This window comes from Streptomyces sp. NPDC042102, assembly GCF_055582305.1.
Genome location: NZ_JBVJDL010000014.1, coordinates 39,059 through 59,768, shown reverse-complemented (window position 1 = coordinate 59,768; position 20,710 = coordinate 39,059). Strand labels below are relative to the sequence as shown.

General features: G+C 72.3%; 17 protein-coding genes. 6 read left to right on the top strand and 11 right to left on the bottom strand.

What is annotated here, in order from left to right; translation table 11 throughout:
• Nucleotides 1-128: 128 nt before the first annotated feature.
• The 3 genes from ACZ6KO_RS31740 to ACZ6KO_RS31730 all read right to left on the bottom strand — a co-directional run bounded on the left by ACZ6KO_RS31740 (nucleotide 129) and on the right by ACZ6KO_RS31730 (nucleotide 3,015).
• On the bottom strand, nucleotides 129-512 hold the full coding sequence (locus tag ACZ6KO_RS31740) for a hypothetical protein (protein WP_469307438.1): 384 nt from the start codon (nucleotides 510-512) through the stop codon (nucleotides 129-131).
• On the bottom strand, nucleotides 509-2,077 hold the full coding sequence (locus ACZ6KO_RS31735) for an AMP-binding protein (RefSeq protein ID WP_469307437.1): 1,569 nt from the start codon (nucleotides 2,075-2,077) through the stop codon (nucleotides 509-511). Before ACZ6KO_RS31735 ends, ACZ6KO_RS31740 begins: the two co-directional genes overlap by 4 nt.
• Before the next feature lie 245 nt (nucleotides 2,078-2,322).
• A complete protein-coding gene (locus ACZ6KO_RS31730) occupies nucleotides 2,323-3,015 on the bottom strand; it encodes a ScbR family autoregulator-binding transcription factor (protein ID WP_469307436.1) in 693 nt (230 codons plus the stop codon).
• Between the two features lie 165 nt (nucleotides 3,016-3,180).
• Here ACZ6KO_RS31730 and ACZ6KO_RS31725 point away from each other — a divergent pair, with 165 nt between their 5' ends.
• The 3 genes from ACZ6KO_RS31725 to ACZ6KO_RS31715 all read left to right on the top strand — a co-directional run bounded on the left by ACZ6KO_RS31725 (nucleotide 3,181) and on the right by ACZ6KO_RS31715 (nucleotide 6,374).
• The gene (locus ACZ6KO_RS31725; protein ID WP_469307435.1) at nucleotides 3,181-4,137 is read left to right on the top strand and encodes a ScbA/BarX family gamma-butyrolactone biosynthesis protein; all 957 of its coding nucleotides are present in this window, start codon (nucleotides 3,181-3,183) and stop codon (nucleotides 4,135-4,137) included.
• Between the two features lie 94 nt (nucleotides 4,138-4,231).
• Entirely contained in the window at nucleotides 4,232-5,482 is a 1,251-nt protein-coding gene (locus ACZ6KO_RS31720) for a cytochrome P450 family protein (RefSeq protein ID WP_469307434.1), read from the top strand.
• Nucleotides 5,483-5,609: 127 nt separating this feature from the next.
• Complete coding sequence (locus ACZ6KO_RS31715; protein ID WP_469307433.1) at nucleotides 5,610-6,374, top strand: SDR family oxidoreductase; 765 nt, start codon at nucleotides 5,610-5,612, stop codon at nucleotides 6,372-6,374.
• Nucleotides 6,375-6,415: 41 nt separating this feature from the next.
• Here the strand turns inward: ACZ6KO_RS31715 and ACZ6KO_RS31710 are convergent, their stop codons facing one another.
• Together ACZ6KO_RS31710 and ACZ6KO_RS31705 are read right to left on the bottom strand one after the other, a co-directional pair.
• Nucleotides 6,416-7,363, bottom strand: coding sequence for an NAD-dependent epimerase/dehydratase family protein (locus tag ACZ6KO_RS31710; RefSeq protein WP_469307432.1), 948 nt, complete (start codon nucleotides 7,361-7,363; stop codon nucleotides 6,416-6,418).
• Nucleotides 7,364-7,463: 100 nt separating this feature from the next.
• On the bottom strand, nucleotides 7,464-8,795 hold the full coding sequence (locus tag ACZ6KO_RS31705) for an AMP-binding protein (protein WP_469307431.1): 1,332 nt from the start codon (nucleotides 8,793-8,795) through the stop codon (nucleotides 7,464-7,466).
• A gap of 191 nt (nucleotides 8,796-8,986) precedes the next feature.
• Between ACZ6KO_RS31705 and ACZ6KO_RS31700 the strand changes: the two genes are divergently transcribed.
• The 3 genes from ACZ6KO_RS31700 (at nucleotide 8,987) to ACZ6KO_RS31690 (ending at nucleotide 11,547) form a co-directional block, all read left to right on the top strand.
• Nucleotides 8,987-9,205 (top strand): DUF5988 family protein, encoded by a 219-nt coding sequence (locus ACZ6KO_RS31700; protein WP_469307430.1) that lies wholly within the window; start codon nucleotides 8,987-8,989, stop codon nucleotides 9,203-9,205.
• 149 nt (nucleotides 9,206-9,354) lie between these two features.
• The gene (locus ACZ6KO_RS31695) at nucleotides 9,355-10,794 is read left to right on the top strand and encodes a serine hydrolase domain-containing protein (protein ID WP_469307429.1); all 1,440 of its coding nucleotides are present in this window, start codon (nucleotides 9,355-9,357) and stop codon (nucleotides 10,792-10,794) included.
• Nucleotides 10,795-10,827: 33 nt separating this feature from the next.
• The gene (locus ACZ6KO_RS31690) at nucleotides 10,828-11,547 is read left to right on the top strand and encodes a MerR family transcriptional regulator (protein ID WP_469307428.1); all 720 of its coding nucleotides are present in this window, start codon (nucleotides 10,828-10,830) and stop codon (nucleotides 11,545-11,547) included.
• A 5-nt stretch (nucleotides 11,548-11,552) separates the two neighbouring features.
• Here the strand turns inward: ACZ6KO_RS31690 and gdhA are convergent, their stop codons facing one another.
• The 6 genes from gdhA to ACZ6KO_RS31660 all read right to left on the bottom strand — a co-directional run bounded on the left by gdhA (nucleotide 11,553) and on the right by ACZ6KO_RS31660 (nucleotide 20,684).
• Nucleotides 11,553-12,902 (bottom strand): NADP-specific glutamate dehydrogenase, encoded by a 1,350-nt coding sequence (gdhA, locus tag ACZ6KO_RS31685; protein ID WP_469307427.1) that lies wholly within the window; start codon nucleotides 12,900-12,902, stop codon nucleotides 11,553-11,555.
• Between the two features lie 143 nt (nucleotides 12,903-13,045).
• The gene (locus ACZ6KO_RS31680) at nucleotides 13,046-14,047 is read right to left on the bottom strand and encodes a 2-oxoacid:ferredoxin oxidoreductase subunit beta (protein ID WP_469307479.1); all 1,002 of its coding nucleotides are present in this window, start codon (nucleotides 14,045-14,047) and stop codon (nucleotides 13,046-13,048) included.
• A gap of 40 nt (nucleotides 14,048-14,087) precedes the next feature.
• Nucleotides 14,088-15,989 carry a 2-oxoacid:acceptor oxidoreductase subunit alpha gene (locus tag ACZ6KO_RS31675; RefSeq protein ID WP_469307426.1) on the bottom strand — a complete coding sequence of 634 codons (1,902 nt, stop codon included), beginning with the start codon at nucleotides 15,987-15,989 and terminating at the stop codon, nucleotides 14,088-14,090.
• Between the two features lie 25 nt (nucleotides 15,990-16,014).
• Nucleotides 16,015-17,643, bottom strand: coding sequence for an acyl-CoA carboxylase subunit beta (locus tag ACZ6KO_RS31670; RefSeq protein ID WP_469307425.1), 1,629 nt, complete (start codon nucleotides 17,641-17,643; stop codon nucleotides 16,015-16,017).
• 121 nt (nucleotides 17,644-17,764) lie between these two features.
• Nucleotides 17,765-18,526 (bottom strand): thioesterase II family protein, encoded by a 762-nt coding sequence (locus ACZ6KO_RS31665; RefSeq protein WP_469307424.1) that lies wholly within the window; start codon nucleotides 18,524-18,526, stop codon nucleotides 17,765-17,767.
• Between the two features lie 151 nt (nucleotides 18,527-18,677).
• Nucleotides 18,678-20,684, bottom strand: coding sequence for an APC family permease (locus tag ACZ6KO_RS31660; RefSeq protein WP_469307423.1), 2,007 nt, complete (start codon nucleotides 20,682-20,684; stop codon nucleotides 18,678-18,680).
• Nucleotides 20,685-20,710 lie beyond the last annotated feature (26 nt).

Below are 20,710 nucleotides of genomic sequence, written 5' to 3'. Positions count from 1 at the left end.
CAGGTCGGCCCCGGAGATAGAAACATACCACGGTGCACGTATAAATGTCGCGCCGACAGGGCCGAAAACCGCTTGTGGCCGTGCCCCCCGAGGGGGCACGGCCACACGCTGGTGCGAAGGGTCGGACGTCAGTCGGACATCTCCATCGGGGACAGCAGGTCACGGGCGATCTGCGGGAGCAGACGGTCGATCAGCAGGCCGGTGCGCGGGTGCCCGTCGGCGGTGCGCGGGATGGCGTCGACCGCCACGGCGTGCGAGAGCACCCACGGCAGCCGCCGCTCACAGGCGGCCAGCGCCGCGCGCCGGCCGCCTATCTCCTGGTCGGCGGCGAGCGGCACGAAGGCGACCACGAGCGTCTCGCCGACCTCGGGGAGCCGGGTGCGCAGCAGGGCGATGTCCTTGACGCAGGGCAGGCTCAACAGCTCGAGTTCGAGCGCGAAGAAGGCCGGTTCGAACTCCTCGGCGGGCATGTCGCCGTCGATCCGGTCGTCGTCGAGGGTGGGCAGGTTCATGCGGACATCTCCTGGTGCATCGACTGCTCGAGCTGCAGGTTCAGGCTGATGATGGGGAGCACCGCGTCGAGCAGGTCCGCGGTGCGGATGCGGCCCGTCGGGCTGTACGGGATGGTGTCCACGGCGATGACGTGGGCGGGCAACGAGGGCACCCGGCGGGCGCACGCGGCGCTGAGCGCCTCGTAGCCGGTGGCCTCGCGACCGACGGCGACCGCGATGAACGGCACGACCAGAGCGTCCCCCAGCACCCCGCCGCCGACCCGCATGACGGCGGTGTCGCGCAGGCAGGGCAGGTTGAGCAGGTCCGACTCCAGGCGGAACAGCTCGGTGTCCACCGCCGAGTCGCGCACCTCCACGGGCACCGGGGTGGTGCGTCCGGTGAGCCGCGTCCGGCCGGTCTCGTCGATGAGCCCGCGCTCGCCGGTGACCAGGAAGCGCTGCTCCCCCGCACCCAGGTCGAGGGTGGTGAACTCGGCCTCGCCGTGCAGGTAACCGTCCATCACCTGGTGGCCGGCGACCGCGATGCGGCCGGCCTCGCCCCGCGGCAGCGGGCGGCCGTCCTCGCCGAGGACGGCGACGGTGGTGCCCAGGGTGGCGTGGCCCGAGCGCGGCGGCGAGACGAGCAGTTCCTCGGGGCCGAGGACGGCGGTCAGGCCGGTCTCGGGGCTGCCGAGCGCGGTGTGCAGGACGGGGCCCAGGCGCTCCCAGGCCTCGTCGACGGCCCAGCGGCCCAGGTGCGCGCCGGGGGCGAGCAGGAAGCGCAGCGGGCCGGCCGCGGCGGGCTGCTCGAGCAGCGCCTGCAGGGTGGTGGGCGTGACCACGCCGGTGGTGACGCGCTCGGCGGCCAGCAGCGCGGTCAGGGCCGGGGCGTCGGCGCCGTCCGCGAGCACGACCGTGGCCCCGATGCCCAGCATGGTGCGGGTCAGCGCGAGGGAGACGTGCTGGGCGGGCGGGGCGGAGGCCAGGTGCACGTCGGTGCGGGCCAGGCCGAACTCGTCGACGAGGTCCACCAGGTGGCGGCCCTCGGACGGGGTCCGGCGCACGGCGATGCGCACCCCGCCGGTGCCGTCGGCGGCGACCGTGAAGGACTCGTACGGCAGCGGGGCCGGCAGCTCGCGCAGCGGCTCGGCGGAGGTCAGGCGGTCGAAGGCGACGTACGGGGCGGTGGCCGGTCCGTCGAGCAGGACGCGCAGGGTGGTCCCGGCAGCCGTGGGCCGGGCCTCCTCCAGGGCCGCCCGGCGGTCGGAGGCGGTGAAGACGGCGAAGGGCTCGAGCTGGTCGAGGACCTGGCCGAGGGCCTGCGGGCCGAGGGCGCGGTCGACGCCGGTGCAGGACACCCCGAGGGTCGCGCAGGCGCTCATGGCGACGGCGAGCTGCCAGGTGTTGCCGGCGAGGAACACCGCGCGGGCCGGTCCCTGGACCGGCAGCTGCTCGGCCAGGCCGGCGACGGCCCGTTCCACGCTGTCCGCGAACTGGCTCCACGTCAGCCGCACCTGTCCGTCGACCAGCGCGTCCCGCGTCGCTCCGTTGGCCGCGTGCCGGCGAATGTCATCGAGCTTGATCATGTGACTTCTCCGTGGTCGGTCATGAGCCGATTCGTTTCTGGGCGCGGGGCCTCCCGCGAAGACAGAACCGATGGAAACAAACGTGCAAGAAGGTATGCAACTGTCATCGGAAGTTCTGATGCCCGGGCGGCGGACGCACGTCGGCCACCTGGCCCGGTGACCGCGTGGGGATCATCGGGCCAGGTGGCCGGCGTGGGGTGGGGGGTTGAGGGTGGGGGTCGAGGGTGGAGGGAGGTGGGGGACGGCTAGGCGATCTGTGCGGCGAGTTCCGCCGCCTCGTCCGCTTCCTGCTGGATCTGCTGGAGTTCGACCAGGACCCGCTGCCCCCGCGTGGGGCTCATGTCGAGCTGGGCCAGCGGGCCCGGCAGCGCGATGGTCGGCAGGATGTGCTGGAGCATGACCGAGATGCGCTCCTCCAGATCGGACCAGCCGCTGATCACCTCCGACAGCACCTGGATGCCGGAGAAGGCGCCGACGAAGAGCTGCGCGACCGTCTCCGGATCCACATGACTGTGCAGCTCACCGGCGTCCTTGGCGCGGGAGAGCGCCATCCGGTTGTGGGCGATCCAGTCCTCGTAGGGACGGCGCCGGTCCAGCTCGTGCGCGCCCCGCTCCAGCGAGAGCCGCAGGCTGCCCTGCACCGTGGTGTCGCTGCGGATCTGGTGCGCGAACACCATGCCGCCGTCGACCAGCTCCTGCAACCGGGTCGTGCGCGGCACCAGCGGGAAGACGAGAACGCCGCCCGTCTGGCTGTCGAGCACCGCCCGGGCCAGATCCTCCTTGCCCGTGAAGTAGTAGTAGAAGGCGCCCTTGGTCAGCCCCACCCGCTGATAGACGTCGGCGATGGTGGCCCCGTTGAACCCCTTTTCGGCAAAGACTGCACCAGCGGCCTCGACGATGAGCCGCCGGGTCCTCGCAGACCGCTCCTGCTGAGTCACGCATGCTCCTGTGCTGGTTTGCTCCGATTCACGGCTGTGAGTCGGTGGGGGCGAGAGCTTGTCCTACACAATAGTCATTGTAAATTATACCAGGCAGCACGTATCTTCCCTCTCGTTCGGACCGTGAAGGTCCGAAAACGTCATGTGCATCCAGAGGGGGGAACCATGTCGTTCGGTACAGCCATGGACGGCACGATCCAGCGTCCGCATGACCAGGGGGCCCGCGATTTACCACGGCAGAAGGCCGGTGAGCTCGTCCACCGCACGATCAGGTCCGACATACTCCTTTCGGACTGGACGCAGACGGATGACGACCGCTTCACGCTCACTCTGCAATGGCCCGAATTCCATCCGTTCCACACGCCGCTCCACGGCCGGCACGCGCCGTCACTGATCGCGGAGACCATCCGCCAGGCCGGCCGGCTGATCGCGCACGCCGAGTACAACGTCCCGCTGGACCACCACTTCCTGATGTGGGACCTCAACTACACGATCGAACCCGATGTCGCACATACCGGGCAGGACGACCTCCCGCTCCTGGTGGACGTCACCTGCTCCGCCATCCGCCGCCGTGGCGTCCAGCTCACCCGGATGACCTGTCACATGGCCATCACCCGGGGCGGCCGGCTCCTGGCGACCGGCTTCGGCAGCCTCACCTGCACCTCCCCGGCGGCCTACCGGCGGCTGCGCGGCGCACGGCTGGGGACCGTGCCCGCGCGGGAGCTGCTCGACCCGGTGGCGCCGGCCTCCGTGGGGCGGACCGACCCGGTCAACGTGGTCCTGGCGCCCACCGACCACCCGCGCTGCTGGCTGCTGCGGGCGGACCTGAGCAATCCGACGCTGTTCGCCCGGACCGGCGACCACCTGCCGGGCATGGTGCTGCTGGAGGCGACCCACCAGGCCGCCATCGCCGCCACCGCGGCGACCACGGGCGGCGGGTTCTACCCGACCTCGCTGAGCGTGGTCTACGACCGCTACGCGGAGTACGGCGCTCCGGTCATGATCGAGGCCCGGCCGGCCGGTGCCGCCGGAGACGGCTCGCATACGCTGCATGTCACCGGCCATCAACAGGACCAGCGGGTGTTCTTCGCGCTCATCAGCGGAATTTCACCCTCCGACTGAGTGCACGCCACAGCATGAGCACGAGCGCACGACCACAGCACGCCGTGCCCGTCCGCGAGGCCGGGTCACGGCTTCCTTGAGGGGGGATATACCTGTGACTCAGCAGTGCCCGTTCCGCATCGATCCGCTCGGCCGGGACATCCACGGCGAGGTGGAGGAGATCCGTTCCCGCGGCCAGGCCGTCAAGGTCGAGCTGCCGGGCGGAGTGGAAGCATGGTCGGTCACGGGCTTCGACACGGTCAGACGCCTTCTGGTGGACCCGCGGGTCTCGAAGGACGCGTACCGGCACTGGCCGGCCTGGATCGACGGCGAGATCTCCCAGGAGTGGCCGCTCGCCATCTGGGTCTCGGTCCAGAACATGGTCACGGCCTACGGTGACGACCACAAACGGCTGCGCAAGCCGGTGGCCGGCGAGTTCACCACGCGCCGGGTGGCCACGCTCCGCCCGCGCATCGAGGCCATGACCGCGCAGTTGCTCGACGCCCTGGAGGCCCTGCCGCCCGGCCCGGTCGACCTGCGCGAGGAGTTCGCGCACGTCCTGTCGCACCAGGTGGTGGCCGAGCTCTTCGGGATCCCCGAGGAGTCCCGCCCGGCCCTGCACCGGATCATCAAGGGCTTCTTCGCCACCTCCTCGACCGCCGAGGAGGCCATGGCCAACGCGATGGACCTCTACCGCAGCATGAGCGAACTCGTCGCGCACAAGCGGGAGAACCCCGGCGACGACCTGACGTCCGGGCTGATCGCCGCCCGCGACGCGGGCACGGCCGACCTGAGCGAGAAGGAGCTCCTCGACAACCTCATCCTCATGTACTCGGCCGGCTACGAGCCCACGGTGAACCTGATCGACAACGCGGTCACCGCCCTGCTCGGCCACCCCGAGCAGCTGGCCATGGTCCGCGACGGCCGGGCGTCCTGGGCGGACGCCGTCGAGGAGACGCTGCGTCTGGAGGCCTCAGGGGCCCACAGCATCCTGCGGTACGCCGTCGAGGACATCGAGATCGACGACGAGGTGACGATCCCGCAGGGCGACGCCATCGTCCTGTCGTTCATGGGCGCCGGCCGCGACCCCGCGCACCACGGGCCGGACGCCGCCCGCTTCGACCTGACCCGCGCGACCCGGGGGGACCACGTCTCCTTCGGATACGGGGCGCACTTCTGCCTGGGCGCGCAGCTGGCCCGGCTGGAGGTCGCCGTCGCGCTGCCCGCGCTCTTCGGGCGGTTCCCCGATCTGGCGCTCGCGGTCCCGGTCGCCGAACTGCGGCCGCAGGAGTCGTTCATCTCCAACGGGCACCTCGCGCTGCCGGTCCTGCTGCGCACACCGGTGGGGGCGGTTTCCGGCCACTGAAGTCAAGTCGTCGGTCCGGACGGCACTTCGCCTCTCCTCCGGCCGGTACGGCACACGACACCGCGGATCAAGCCAGATGCGAGGCGCCGCCGTACCGGCCGGTGCTCTGACGTGGCATCTTTCCGGCATGGTGAAGATCGACGGCCTCCTGGCCGGCAAGCGGGCCCTGATCACCGGCGCGAGCAGCGGCATCGGCGCGGCCGCCGCACGGGTCCTGTGCGAGAGCGGGGCCTCGGTGTTCCTGGTGGCCCGCCGCAAGGACGAGCTGGCGGCGCTGGCCGCCGAGCTGACCGCGGAGGGCTTCGTCGCCGACTACGCCGCCGCCGACGTCGCGCGGCCGGAGGAGGCCGCGGCCGCGGTCGCGCGGGCGGTGGAGTCGCTCGGCGGACTGGACGCCGCGTTCAACAACGCGGGCACGTCGACCGTGCCGGTGCCGCTGCACCTGACGGACGACGCGGACTTCGAGACCATCATGGACACCAACGTCCGCGGCACCTGGAACTGCATGAAGCACGAGATCGCGGCCATGCTGCCGGCGGGCGGGGCGATCGTGAACAACAGCAGCGTGGCGGGTCTGGTGACCACCCCGGCCGCGGCGCCGTACATCGCCTCCAAGCACGCGGTCATCGGTCTGACGAAGGCGGCCTCCGCGTACGCCGCCCAGGGCATCCGGGTCAACGCGATCGCGCCCGGCACCACGCGCAGCGAGATGATGGCCCAGTGGTTCGAGCTGAACCCGGGCCTGGAGGAGCAGCTGCACGCGATGGCCCCGCTGCCCCGGACGGCCGATCCGGCGGAGATCGCGCGGGCGGCCGCGTGGCTGCTCAGCGACCAGGCCTCGTTCGTCGTGGGCGCCACCCTTGCCGTGGACGGCGGCTGGACGGCCCGCTGACCGGCCCGCCGAACGGCCTGCGGAACGACCCGCCGACCGGCCTACGGAACGGCCCGCCCGACGGCCTCCCGCACGATCCGCGCGTACCAGGGCGCGGCCCCGGCGAAGCCCTCGGCGGCCAGGCCCGGTCCGGGTTCGGCGCCGAGGTCGGCCCACAGGGGCGCGCCGTCGAACCAGTGGTCGGTGGTGAACATGTCCAGGGACCGCGGCGACAGGCCGGCCCGGGTCAGCAGCTCCCGGGCGTGCTCCTCGGCGATCCGGCCGGCCGGCAGCGGCAGGCCGGCGCACTCGGCGACCAGGCCCAGCAGGGTGGCCACGGTGACGGGCTCCGGGTGGGCGGCGTGGTAGACGGACGCCCTCAGGCGGGCGGCCGGCGCCAGGGCCACGCCCAGCAGCAGGCGGGCGAGGGCGGGCGCGCCGATGAGGGAGAGCCGGGCCGGCCAGCCCGCGACCGACCCGGGCAGGGCGTGCAGCAGCCGGGCCAGGCCCGGCACCACCCAGGTGTCGCCCTCGCCGAGGACCAGATGGGGGCGCAGGACGGTGCCGCCGGCCGCGAGGACGGCGTCCTCGGCCAGGGCCCGGGTGTGCGAGGTGGGTGAGCCGGGGTTGCGGACGAGGTCCTCGGGGCGGCTGTTGACGTACGTGCCGCGCCCGTAGACCGAGGCCGTGCTGAGATGGACCACGCGGGAGACCCCGGCGCGGGCGGCCTCCTCCAGCAGGGCGGCGGTGCCGCGGACGTTGACCGCTTCGTTGGCCTCGGAGGTACCGCCGATCTGCGCGGCGCAGTGCACCAGGACGTCGACGCCGTCGCAGCTGCCGCGCAGGGAGCCGGGGTCGGTCAGGTCGCCCCGTACGCTCGGGCCGGCCGCGCCTGCGGGCACGGTGCGCCGGTGGGTCATCAGCCGGGTGGCCAGCCCCTGCCGGGCGGCCTCACGGGCGACATGGCTGCCGACGAATCCGGCCGCGCCGGTGATCAGGAGGGTGGGCACCGGGTCACGGTACGCCCAACTCCCCTTGTTTCAGGGGCTGTTCTCGCAAGGTGAGACGGATGGGGCGGATGGGGCGGCTGTGCCGTGCGGACCGCCGGGTTCACATCCCTTCCAGCAGCAGCCTCTTCTGCGGCTTGCCCATGGCGTTGCGCGGCAGCGCGTCGACGAAGCGGACCTCACGCGGCCGCTTGTGCACCGAGAGGTGGGCGGCGACGAAGTCGGTCAGTTCCGGGCCGGTGACGCCTTCGGCGACGACGAAGGCGACGATGCGCTGGCCGAGGTCGGGGTCGGGCACGCCCACCACGGCGGCCTCGCCGACCTTGGGGTGGTCCAGGAGGGCGTTCTCGATCTCGCCGGCGCCGATCCGGTATCCGCCGGACTTGATGAGGTCGATGGAGGCGCGGCCGACGATGCGGTGCACGCCGTCCTCGCCGATCGCCGCGATGTCACCCGTACGGAACCAGCCGTCCTCGGTGTACGCGGCGGCGGTGGCCTCGGGGCGGCCGAGGTAGCCGGCGAACAGGGTGGGCCCGGTCAGCTGGAGTTCGCCGATCTCGGCGCCCTCCTCGGCGGCGATCCGGGTCCGGACGCCGGGCAGCGGGGTGCCGACGGTGCCGGGCCGGACCTCGCCGCCGGCGCGGCCGCTGACGGTGATGAGGGTCTCCGTCATGCCGTACCGCTCGACGGGGCGGTGGCCGGTGAGCCGCTCCAGGTCGCGGAAGACGGGGGCGGGCAGCGGGGCACTGCCGGAGACCAGCAGCCGGGCCGGGGCGAGGGCGGCCGCGGCCCGCGGGTCGGCGGCGATCCGGGACCAGACGGTGGGCACCCCGAAGTAGAGGCTGCCGCCGGCCGCGGCATAGGCCTGGGGCGTGGGGCGGCCGGTGTGCACCAGGCGGCTGCCGGTGCGCAGCGCGCCGAGCACGCCGAGGACCAGGCCGTGGACGTGGAACAGCGGGAGGCCGTGGACCAGGGTGTCCTCGGCGGTCCACCGCCAGGCGCCGGCGAGCGCGTCGAGGTCGGCGGCGACGGCGGCGCCGGTGAGGACGACGCCCTTGGGGGCGCCGGTGGTGCCCGAGGTGTAGAGGATGAGGGCGGGGTCCTCGGGGGCGGGCACGGGGCCGCTGAAGTCGGCGCGCCGGGCGAAGTCGGCCTCGATGGGGTGCGCCCCGGAGTCGCGCAGGATGTGCTCGCGCTCGGCGGGGCCGGCGTCGGGCGGCAGCGGCACCACGGGGACGCCGGCCAGCAGGCCGCCGACGACGGCGGCGACCGTCTCCAGGGTGGCGGTGGCGGTGACGGCCACGGCGGGGCGGCCCGCGATGTCGGCGGCCACCGCGCGGGCGGCGGCGAGCAGCTCCTCGTACGAGGCGGCGCGGCCGGCGATCTCGACGGCGTCCCGCCGGTCCCCGTACGCGCCCTCGAGTGCCGTGAGCACCGCTGCTCCCCTTTCGTGGTCCTTGCCACCAGGCTGCCCGACCGGGCCCCGGGGGCGCCACCCCAGCCCGGCGCTCCGCGACCCCACAACGGGCGGACGGCGCCGTTTAGAGCGGCTTTAGCAGGGGGGCCGATCCTGGCCGCGCAGTGAGGTCGCTGCCTCCGTATCCGCGCCGAAAAGGGAGAGGCCCCATGTCCACGAAGACCCCCAACGTGATCCTGCACGGCGGACCCGCCCACGAACTGAGCCCCGACCAGCGGGTCCGCTACGTGGCGGACACCAATGACAAGGTCAAGGTGCTCTGGGGCAACCGGTACGAGCACTTCGAGCCCACGGACGGCACCATCACCGAGGAAGAGCTCGAGCTCATGGTCTACCAGTGGAGCGGGTACACGTACGTCGCCGAGTGACCGCGCGCGGCAACGGCGCCGCCGGACACCGCACAGCCGCCCGGGTGCACAGCGCACCGGGCGGCTTCGTCGTTCCCCGGGACGGGGTACGACGCCCCGCGCGGCCGGGCTTGACCTTGCCCCAGGGGCAGGGTTCGACGATGGTCGGCATGACCACCAACGCACCGAGCACCCACGCCCTGAGCACCGTCGAAGCCCACCTCCGCGAGCAGGCCGCCGCCTTCTGCGAGTCCCATCACGTCCCGGGGTTCGTCGCCGGCGTCCACCACGCCGGCGAGCAGATCGTCGTCGCCCACGGCACCGCGAACGCCGCCACCGGCGCGCCGATGCTCGACGACACCGGATTCCTCTTCGGCTCGGTCACCAAGGTCCTGACCACCACGCTGGTCCTCCAGCAGGTCGACCGCGGGTGCCTGGACCTGGACACGCCGGTGGTGACGTACCTGCCCGAACTGGCCCTGACCGCGCCGGGCGCGGCGGACAAGATCCTGGTCCGGCACCTGATCTCGCACACCAGCGGCATCGACGCGGACCTGTTCTTCCCCGACGCCAAGGGCCGCGACGCCCTGAAGACCTACGTCGACGGCCTGGCGGACAACTGCGGCGTCCTGTTCGAGCCCGGCGAGCAGCTCAGCTACTCCAACGGCGGCATGATCGTGGCGGGCCGCCTGCTGGAAGTGGTGACCGGCCTGCCCTTCCCCGAGCTGCTCGAGCGTGACGTCTACGCGCCGGTCGGCATGACGGACTCCAGCACCTCGGCCGAGGAGGCCATCCTGCGCAGCACGGCGGTCGGCCATTTCCTGGACCCGGAGAGCATGACGGCCAGGCCCACCAACATGTTCACGCTGCCCGAGACCTGGGGGCCGGCCGGCGGCACGCCGATCGGCACCGCTGCCGACCTGCTCGCCTTCGGACGCACCCACCTAGCCGGCGGCCTCTCCCCGTCCGGGACCCGCGTCCTGTCGGCCGAGTCGACCGCACTGATGCAGCAGGTCGCGTTCGACATGGGCACCCCGAACACCCCGCCGATCGGCCTGGGCTGGGTGCGGTACGCGTTCGGCGACACGACCGTCCTGGCCATGTCGGGCGCCTCGCCGGGCGGCGTGTCCATTCTGTGCGTCCTGCCGGAGCACGACCTGGTCTTCACCGCGTTCGGCAACAACCCGGGCGCGATCATGCTCCAGGACCAGCTCCTGCAATGGCTGCTCGGCGAACACCTCGGCGTCCAGGTCCCCGCGCTGATCACCGAGCCGGCCGAGGACGTCGACCTCACCCCGTACGTGGGCACGTACCGCTCCGACCAGCTCCGCATCGACGTCAGCGTCGTCGACGGCCAGCTCGAGGAGCGGACGACGTACGAGCCGGCGGACGCCTCGCAGGAACGGATCTTCACGGAGTTCGTCGGCGGGACGACCTCTGCCCCGCCGCAGCGCCTCGTGCCGATCCGGCCCGGCCTGTTCGCACCGGCCGGGTACCCCCTGGAGGCGTTCGACGGGTACCTGCGCATGCTGCTGGTGTCCTACCACGACGTCCGCGACGGCCAGGCGCGCTTCCGCAACGGCGGCGGCCGGCTGACCCGCCGGGTCTGACCTGGTGGACCGTCAAGTGGCAGGATGGCCACCATGCTTACGATAGGCCAGCTCGCGGACTACGCCGGGGTGACCACCAAGGCCATCCGCCACTACCACGAGCGCGGCCTGCTCGCCGAGCCCGACCGCGACGCGTCCGGCTACCGGCGCTACGACGCCCAGCACGCCCTCACCCTGGTCAAGATCAGGACGCTGGCGACCGCGGGCGTGCCGCTGGCCCGCGTCAAGGACCTGCTGGACGCCGGCCCGGAGACGCTCACCGCGGCCATCACCGAGATCGACCACGGCATCCGGGACCGCATCGCGCAGCTGCGGCGATCCCGTGCGGAACTCGCCCAGCTGCGCGGCGGCGACCGGCTGTTCGTCTCCCCGGAGGTCGTCGGCTATCTCGACGAGCTGCGCGAGCTCGGGATCAGCGAGCGCCAGGTACGCCTGGAACGCGACGGCTGGATCCTGCTGCACCCCACCTCACCCGAGGATGTCGACCAGTGGTTCGCGGAGAAGCGCGAGCTGATCCGCGACCCCGAGTTCCGCGCCCTCTACCGGGAGACCGACGCCGCGTACGACTGGTCGCCGGACGACCCCCGCCTGCCCGCACTCGCCGAGCGCACCCTGACGTGGTTCGCCGGCCGCCACAGCCGGTCCGACGCCGAGCCCGTCGACGATCCGCGGATCGCCCGGCTGGCCGCGCTGACCCAGGCCGGGGCCTCGTCCCCGGCCTGGGACAGCCTCGCCCAGCTCATGAGGGGCTAGATGCCCTAGATGATGCCCTGGGCGAGCATCGCGTCGGCGACCCGCTCGAAGCCGGCGATGTTGGCGCCGGTCACGTAGTCGCCCGGCGCGCCGTAGCGCTCCGCCGTGTCGGAGCAGACGGTGTGGATGTCGCGCATGATGCCCGCGAGCTCCTCCTCCACGCGCTCGGCGCTCCACGCGCTGCGCGCGGCGTTCTGGCTCATCTCCAGCGCGCTGACCGCGACACCGCCGGCGTTGGCGGCCTTGCCCGGCCCGAAGGCGACACCGGCCTCCTGGAGCAGGCGTACGGCCTCCGGCGTGGTGGGCATGTTGGCGCCCTCGGAGACCGCCTTGACGCCGCCCGCGATCAGCGCGCGGGCGTCGTCGGCGCCGAGTTCGTTCTGGGTCGCGGACGGGAAGGCGACCTCACCGGCCACCTCCCAGACCCGGCCGCCCGGCACGAAGCGGGCGGAGGAGCCGCGCCGGGCCGCGTACTCGCTGACCCGGCCCCGCTCGACCTCCTTGATCTGCTTGAGCAGGTCGAGGTCGATGCCCTTCTCGTCGACGACGTAGCCCTCGGAGTCCGAGCAGGTCAGGGGGTACGCGCCCAGCCGCTGGAGCTTCTCGATCGTGTAGAGGGCGACGTTGCCCGACCCGGAGACCACCGCGGAGCGGCCGTCCAGCTCCAGGCCGTCGCGCCGGAGCATCTCGGCCGCGAACAGCACGCTGCCGTAGCCGGTGGCCTGCGGCCGGATCGCGGAGCCGCCCCACCCGGTGCCCTTGCCGGTCAGGACGCCGGCCTCCCAGCGGTTGGTGATCCGCCGGTACTGGCCGAAGAGGTAGCCGATCTCGCGGCCGCCCACGCCGATGTCCCCGGCCGGGACGTCGGTGTGCTCGCCGATGTGCCGGTACAGCTCGGTCATGAACGACTGGCAGAACCGCATGACCTCGGCGTCGGACCTGCCGCGCGGGTCGAAGTCGCTGCCGCCCTTGCCTCCGCCGATGCCGAGCCCGGTGAGGGCGTTCTTGAAGATCTGCTCGAAGCCGAGGAACTTCACCACGCCGATGTCCACGGAGGGGTGGAAGCGCAGGCCGCCCTTGTACGGGCCCAGGGCGCTGTTGAACTCCACCCGGAAACCCCGGTTGACGTGGACGGTACCGCGGTCGTCCTGCCACGGCACCCGGAAGATGATCTGGCGCTCGGGCTCGGTCAGCCGCTCGACGAGGCCGGGGACGGCGTACTCGGGACGGGCCGCGAAGACGGGGGCCAGGGTCTCCAGCACTTCCCGTACCGCCTGGTGGAACTCCGGCTGCGCCGGGTTGCGGCGCTCGATCTCGGCACGCAGCGAGTCCAGCCTGTCCTTGGGGTCCTTCACGATGTGTCCCTCCTGGTGGTGTCGGGTGTTCGCGCGCGTCACCGCGATGTCGTACAGCGTCCATCCCGACGGTCGGGCGGGACTGGGGCGGCGCCCGAGGAGCCGGGCGCCGCCGGGTGGTACGGGCCGGACGGCCGCCGGGGTCAGCCGGCGACGGTCCAGTGGTCGTTCCCGGTGAGCAGGGTGGGGAGGTCGCCCTCGCCGTGGCGGGCGACGGCGGCCTCGAGTTGATCAGTCATCAGTGTGTCGTAGACGGGCCGCTCGGTGCTGCGGAAGACGCCGATGGGGGTGCGGTGGAGGGTGTCGGGGTCGGCGAGGCGGGAGAGGGCGAAGGCGGTGGTCGGGGAGGTGGCGTGGGCGTCGTGGACCAGGATCCGGTCTTCGTTGTCGGGGGTGACGTCGACGACCTGGAGGTCTCCGGTGGTGTGGTCGCGGACGACGCCCTGGTGGCGGTCGGCGCCGAAGCGGATCGGTTGGCCGTGTTCGAGGCGGATGACGGCTTCCTGGGCCTGGTTCTGGTCCTTGAGGGCCTCGAAGGCGCCGTCGTTGAAGATGTTGCAGTTCTGGTAGATCTCGACGAGGGCGGTGCCGTTGTGGTCGGCGGCGGCGCGCAGGACCTCGGTGAGGTGTTTGCGGTCGGAGTCGATGGTGCGGGCGACGAAGGAGGCTTCGGCGCCCAGGGCGAGGGAGACGGGGTTGAAGGGGGCGTCGAGGGAGCCCATGGGGGTGGATTTGGTGATCTTGCCGATTTCGGAGGTGGGGGAGTACTGGCCCTTGGTGAGGCCGTAGATCCGGTTGTTGAAGAGGAGGATCTTGAGGTTGACGTTGCGGCGGAGGGCGTGGATGAGGTGGTTGCCGCCGATGGAGAGGGCGTCGCCGTCGCCGGTGATGACCCAGACGGAGAGGTCGCGGCGGGAGGTGGCGAGGCCGGTGGCGATGGCGGGGGCGCGGCCGTGGATGGAGTGCATCCCGTAGGTGTTCATGTAGTACGGGAAGCGGGAGGAGCAGCCGATGCCGGAGACGAAGACGATGTTCTCGCGGGCGAGGCCGAGTTCGGGCATGAAGCCCTGGACGGCGGCCAGGACGGCGTAGTCGCCGCAGCCGGGGCACCAGCGGACCTCCTGGTCCGACTTGAAGTCCTTCATCGACTGCCTGGCCGCCGTCTTCGGCACCAGCGACAGGAGTTCAGCGGGCACGGTCGGCCTCCATGACGGCGTCGGCCAGCTGAGCGGCCTTGAACGGCATCCCGTTGACCTGGGTGAAGGAGAGGACGTCCACGAGGTAGCGGGCGCGCAGCAGGTGCGCGAGCTGGCCCAGGTTCATCTCCGGGACGAACACCCGCTCGTAGCGGCCGAGCACGTCGCCCAGGTTCCGCGGGAAGGGGTTGAGGTGGCGCAGGTGGGCCTGGGCCACGCGCTCGCCCCGGTCGCGGAGGGCACGGACGGCGGCGGTGATGGGGCCGTAGGTGGAGCCCCAGCCCAGGACGAGGGTGGTGGCGTGGTCGGGGTCGTCGACGTCGAGGTCGGGGACCTCGATCCCGTCGATCTTGGCCTGCCGGGTGCGGACCATGAAGTCGTGGTTGGCCGGGTCGTAGGAGATGTTGCCCGTGCCGTCCTGCTTCTCGATCCCGCCGATCCGGTGTTCCAGACCCGCCGTCCCCGGTACCGCCCACGGCCGTGCCAGGGTCCGCGGATCACGCTTGTACGGCCAGAACACCTCCGTGCCGTCCGCGAGGGTGTGGTTGGGACCGTCGGCGAAGGGCACCCGCAGGTCGGGCAGCTCCTCGGGATCGGGGATCCGCCAGGGCTCGGAACCGTTGGCGAGGTAGCCGTCGGAGAGCAGGAACACCGGCGTGCGGTAGACCAGCGCGATCCGCGCCGCCTCCAGCGCCGCCTCGAAACAGTCCGCCGGGGTGCGCGGGGCCACCACCGGCACCGGCGCCTCACCGTTGCGCCCGTACATCGCCTGGAGCAGGTCGGCCTGCTCGGTCTTGGTCGGCAGCCCGGTCGAGGGGCCGCCGCGCTGGATGTCCACGACCAGCAGCGGCAGCTCCAGCGAGACCGCCAGCCCGATCGTCTCCGACTTCAGCGCCACACCCGGCCCGGAGGTGGTGGTCACGGCAAGGGACCCGCCGAAGGCCGCGCCGAGCGCGGCACCGATGCCGGCGATCTCGTCCTCGGCCTGGAAGGTGCGCACGCCGAAGTTCTTGTGCCGGCTCAGCTCGTGCAGGATGTCGGAGGCCGGGGTGATGGGGTAGGAGCCCAGGTAGAGGGGCAGGTCGGCCTGGCGGCTCGCGGCGATCAGGCCGTAGGACAGGGCCAGGTTGCCGGAGATGTTGCGGTAGGTGCCGGTGGGGAAGGCCTGCGTGGCGGGGGCGACCTCGTAGGAGACCGCGAAGTCCTCGGTGGTCTCGCCGAAGTTCCAGCCCGCGCGGAACGCGGCCACGTTCGCCTCCGCGATGTCGGGCTTCTTCGCGAACTTCCGCCGCAGGAAACTCTCCGTGCCCTCCGTCGGCCGGTGGTACATCCACGACAGCAGACCCAGCGCGAACATGTTCTTGCTCCGCTCGGCCTCCTTCCGCGACAACCCGAAATCCTTCAGCGCCTCGACCGTCATGGTGGTGAGCGGGACGGGGTGGAGACGGAAGGCGTCGAGGGTGCCGTCGTCCAGCGGGGACGCGAGGTAGCCGACCTTGGCCATGGCCCGCCGGGTGAACTCGTCCGTGTTGACGATGATCTCCGCGCCGCGCGGCACGTCGGCGATGTTCGCCTTCAGTGCGGCCGGGTTCATGGCCACCAGGACGTCCGGGGCGTCACCGGGGGTCAGGATGTCGTGGTCGGCGAAGTGCAGCTGGAACGAGGACACGCCCGGCAGGGTGCCGGCGGGCGCCCGGATCTCGGCCGGGAAGTTCGGCAGCGTGGAGAGGTCGTTCCCGAAGGAAGCCGTCTCCGACGTGAACCGGTCACCGGTGAGCTGCATACCGTCACCCGAGTCACCCGCGAACCGGATGACGACGTGGTCGAGCCGGCGGACCTCCTTGGCTCCGGCCCGGCGATCCACGGGTGCGGTGTCGCTGACAACGGACATGGGGGTACTCACTACTCCTTGGTGGTCACAGCGGCGCGTTCCCGTGCTTGCGCTCCGGCAGCGGCACGTGCTTGGTCCGCAGCATGGCGAGCGCCCGGATCAGCCGGACGCGGGTGTCGGCCGGGTCGATGACGTCGTCGACGAGGCCGCGCTCGGCGGCGTAGTAGGGGTGCATGAGCTCGGTCGTGTATTCCTTGATCTTCTGGGCACGCATCGCGTCGGGATCGTCGGCGGCCGCGATCTCGCGGCGGAAGACGACGTTCGCCGCGCCCTCGGCGCCCATGACGGCGATCTCGTTGGACGGCCAGGCCAGGGCGATGTCGGCGCCGATGGAGCGGGAGTCCATGACGATGTACGCGCCGCCGTAGGCCTTGCGCAGCACCAGCGAGATGCGCGGCACGGTGGCGTTGCAGTAGGCGTAGAGGAGCTTGGCGCCGTGCCGGATCACCCCGCCGTGCTCCTGGTCCACGCCGGGCAGGAAGCCGGGCACGTCGACCAGGGTGACCAGCGGGATGGAGAAGGCGTCGCAGAACTGCACGAACCGCGCGGCCTTCTCGGAGGCGTGGATGTCCAGGACCCCGGCGAGGGCGGCGGGCTGGTTGGCGACGATGCCGACGACCTGGCCGTCGAGGCGGGCCAGCGCGCAGAGCACGTTCTGCGCCCACTGCCGGTGCACCTCGACGTACTCGCCGTGGTCGACGACCTCCTCGATGACCGCGCGCATGTCGTAGGACTGCTGGGGCTGGGAGGGGACCAGGTCGAGCAGGCGTTCGCAGCGGCGGTCGGCGGGGTCGCCGCACTCCTCGGCGGGCGGCAGCTCGCGGTTGTTGGCGGGGAGCAGGGAGAGCAGGTGGCGGACGTCCTCCAGGCAGCTCTCCTCGTCGTCGTACGCGAAGTGCGCCACCCCCGAGGCCGTCGCGTGCACGTCGGCGCCGCCGAGGCCGTTCTGGCTGATCTCCTCACCGGTCACCGCCCGTACGACGTCCGGGCCGGTGATGAACATCTGCGAGGTCTCCCGGACCATGAAGACGAAGTCCGTGAGCGCGGGGCTGTACGAGGCGCCGCCCGCGCAGGGGCCGAGCATGACCGAGATCTGCGGGATGACGCCGGAATTGCGGACGTTGCGCTGGAAGATGCCGCCATAGCCGGCGAGCGCGGTGACGCCCTCCTGGATCCGGGCGCCGGCGCCGTCACACAGACCCACGACCGGGGCCCCGGCGGCCTCGGCCAGGTCCATCACCTTGTGGATCTTCTCTGCGTGGGCCTCGCCCAGCGCGCCGCCGAAGATCCGGAAGTCGTGGGCGTAGACGAAGACGGTGCGCCCGTCGACGGTGCCCCAGCCGATGACGACACCGTCGGTGTGCGGCTTCCTGTCCTCCAGCCCGAAGCCGGTGGCCCGGTGCCGGCGCAGCCCCTCGATCTCGGTGAAGGAGCCCTCGTCGAAGAGGAGGGCGATGCGCTCGCGGGCGGTCAGTTTGCCCTTGGCGTGCTGCGCGGCGGTGGCGCGCTCGCCGGGGCCGTCGGCCACGCGCTCGCGCAGGGCGTTCAGTTCGGCCGTGCGTTCCCGCAGGGTGGAGGTGCGGACGGGCGGCTGCGGGGCCGGAGGCGCCGGGGGCGCCGCCGCCCGCACGGGCCGGTCCTCGACGATGCTCAAGGGAGGCCACCTTTCGACGAGGGCGCGCCAGGGGGTGGCTGGCGCGCCACGAGGGTCGGGGGGCCGCCTAAAGCCGGGCTTGGATCCGGGTCTCCTCAGGGGCGGCGGCCGCGGGGGCGGGTCAGTGGGTGAGGCCGCGGACGGCGCTGCGCAGCGCGGCGCCCACGAAGGCGTGCACCCGGTCCAGGTGGTCCTGGAACGCGAAGTGGCCGCCGCCCAGCACCAGCCGGTCGAAGGGGCCGGTGGTGATCTCGGCCCACTCGGCGAGCGCGGTGACCGGCACGTAGGGGTCGCTGTCGCCGCCGATCGCGGTCACTGGGCAGCGGAGCGTCGGCGCGGGGGTGTGGCGGTAGGCGTCGCACAGCTCGAAGTCGGCGCGCAGCAGCGGGGATACGAGGTCGAGCAGTTCGGGGTTGCGGAAGACCTCGGCGGGGGTGCCGCCGGTCTTGCGCAGCCACTCGCGGAACTCGTTCTCGGGCAGCTCGTGCAGGGGCCGGCCGTGGTCGCGCGGGCGGCGGCCGGGGACCCCGCTGCCGGAGAGGAACATCCGGACCGGCTCGGGGTGCCCGGCGGCGACGAGCCGGCGGGTGAGTTCGAGTCCGAGCATGGCGCCCATGCTGTGCCCGAAGATCGCGTACGGGCGGTCGACGAGCGGGGCGGTGCGCGCCGTCAGCAGGTCCAGCAGCGGTTCGGCGCGGCGGACCAGCGGTTCACCGAACTCGGCTCCCCGGCCGGGCAGTTCGACGGCGTGGACATCGACGTCGGGCGCCAGGGCGCGGGGCCAGGTGCGCTGGTAGACCACCGCGCTGCCGCCCGCCCAGGGCAGGCAGAACAGGCGTACGGGTGCGTCCGGGCATTCAACGTCCCAGGGCCGACGGACCACGGTTTCCCCCACATCGCTCGCTGCACGTGACTCGTGCCCGACGCTAGGGCGCGCGCCGGTCGCCGGCACACCCCTGTCCGGGCCCCTGGCCACCCCTTGCGGCCACCCGTTGCGGCCGCCCCGCTCGCCGCCCGGGCCGGTGCCGGTGCGGTCAGTGCCGGTGCGGGCGGGACTTGCGGACGGCGCCGGGGGCGGCGCGTTCCGGGCGGCGGCCGGCGCGTTCGGAGGAGGCCAGCTGCCAGGGAATGCTGGCGACCATCACACCGGGCTGGAACAGCAGCCGTGCCTTCAGGCGCAGGGCGCTCTGGTTGTGCAGCAGGTTCTCCCACCAACGGCCCACGACGTACTCGGGGATGAACACGGCGACCACGTCGTCGGGATGGTCGGCGCGGAAGCGGTGCACGTGGTCGAGGACCGGGCGGGTGATCTCCCGGTACGGCGATTCGAGCGCGGCCAGCGGCACCGGCATCCCGGAGTCCTCCCAGGCGGCGCGCAGTGCGGCGGCGGCTTCGGCGTCGACCGACACGGTGACCGCCTGGAGGGTGTCGGGGCGCAGCGCGTGGGCGTACTCGACGGCCCGGATGGTGGGCTTGTGCAGCTGGGACACCAGGACGATGACGTGCACGCGGCCGGGCAGCCCCGCGACCGGCGCCTCCTTGTCGGGTTCGAGTTCCTCGGCGACCCGGTCGTAGTGGCGGCGGATGACCCGCATGAGGGCGTACAGCCCGGCCATCGCCAGGCAGACCAGCCAGGCGCCGGAGACGAACTTGGTGGCGAGGACGACCGCGAGCACCAGGCCGGTGATGAAGGCGCCGACGGCGTTGATGGCGCGGGCGCGGCGCATCGCCGTACGGCCGCGGGCGTCGACGGTGGCGGGCAGCAGCCGGTTCCAGTGCCGGACCATGCCGATCTGGCTGATGGTGAAGGAGACGAACACGCCGACGGTGTAGAGCGGGATCAGCTGGGTGACGGCGGCGTCGTAGGCGTAGATGAGCAGGCCCGCGGCGGCGGCGAGGATGACGATGCCGTTGCTGAAGGCGAGCCGGTCGCCGCGGGTGTGCAGCTGGCGGGGCATGAAGCGGCCCTGGGCCAGGATCGAGCCGAGCACGGGGAAGCCGTTGAAGGCGGTGTTCGCGGCGAGGACCAGGATGATGCCGGTCATCACGGTGACGAAGTAGAAGGCCGGCGAGAAGCCCTCGAAGACGGACTTGGCGACCTGCGCGATGACCGGGTGGACCTCGGTGACCTGCTCGCCCGTGGCCGGGTCGATCAGCCGGCTGCCGTGCGCCGGGTCGGCGAACTTGGCGTCGGTGGCGTAGGCCAGGGCGGTGACCCCGGCGAACATGGTGATGCCGATGACGCCGAGCAGGACCAGGGTGGTCGCGGCGTTCTCGCCCTTGGGCCTGCGGAAGGCGGGGACGCCGTTGCTGATGGCCTCGACGCCGGTCAGGGCGGTGCAGCCGGAGGAGAAGGCGCGCAGGATGAGGAAGACCAGGGCGAAGCCGGCGATGCCCGCGCTCTCGCCCTCGACCGACAGGCCGGCGGTCTCGGCGCGCAGTTCCTCGCCGGTGAGCAGGCGTACGCCGCCCCAGACGACCATGCCGAGGACGGCGAGCATGAAGGCGTACGTGGGGATGGCGAAGGCGGCGCCCGACTCGCGGACGCCGCGCAGGTTCATGAGGGAGATCAGCACGACGACGCAGACCGCCGCCTCGACCTTGTGCGCGGCGAGGAAGGGCAGGGTGGCGCCGAGGTTCTCGACGGCGGCCGAGACCGACACCGCGACGGTCAGGACGTAGTCGCACAGCAGGGCGGCGGCCACGACGAGGCCGGAGCGCTCGCCGAGGTTGGTGGTGGCGACCTCGAAGTCGCCGCCGCCGCTGGTGTAGGCGCGCACGTTCTGCCGGTACGAGGCCACCACGGTGAGCAGCACCAGCACGACGCCGGCCGCGATCCAGGGGGTGAAGTGGTAGGCCGCGAGGCCCGCGACTCCCAGGGTGAGCATGATCTCCTGCGGCGCGTAGGCGACGGAGGAGAGGGCGTCGCTGGCGAAGATCGGCAACGCGATTCTCTTGGGCAGCAGCTGGCCGTGCTGTTGCTCGCTGCGCAGTGCGCGTCCCAGCAGCACCCGCTTGGTCAGGTCAGGAATCGTGGACACGACGACCGACCCTAGGGACGCGCACC

Coding starts and splice junctions, on each gene's coding strand:
- ACZ6KO_RS31740 (WP_469307438.1), bottom strand. CDS start 512: ATGAACCTGCCCACCCTCGACGACGACCGGATCGACGGCGACATGCCC.
- ACZ6KO_RS31735 (WP_469307437.1), bottom strand. CDS start 2,077: ATGATCAAGCTCGATGACATTCGCCGGCACGCGGCCAACGGAGCGACG.
- ACZ6KO_RS31725 (WP_469307435.1), top strand. CDS start 3,181: ATGTCGTTCGGTACAGCCATGGACGGCACGATCCAGCGTCCGCATGAC.
- ACZ6KO_RS31715 (WP_469307433.1), top strand. CDS start 5,610: ATGGTGAAGATCGACGGCCTCCTGGCCGGCAAGCGGGCCCTGATCACC.
- ACZ6KO_RS31700 (WP_469307430.1), top strand. CDS start 8,987: ATGTCCACGAAGACCCCCAACGTGATCCTGCACGGCGGACCCGCCCAC.
- ACZ6KO_RS31695 (WP_469307429.1), top strand. CDS start 9,355: ATGACCACCAACGCACCGAGCACCCACGCCCTGAGCACCGTCGAAGCC.
- ACZ6KO_RS31690 (WP_469307428.1), top strand. CDS start 10,828: ATGCTTACGATAGGCCAGCTCGCGGACTACGCCGGGGTGACCACCAAG.
- ACZ6KO_RS31680 (WP_469307479.1), bottom strand. CDS start 14,047: ATGAAGGACTTCAAGTCGGACCAGGAGGTCCGCTGGTGCCCCGGCTGC.
- ACZ6KO_RS31675 (WP_469307426.1), bottom strand. CDS start 15,989: ATGTCCGTTGTCAGCGACACCGCACCCGTGGATCGCCGGGCCGGAGCC.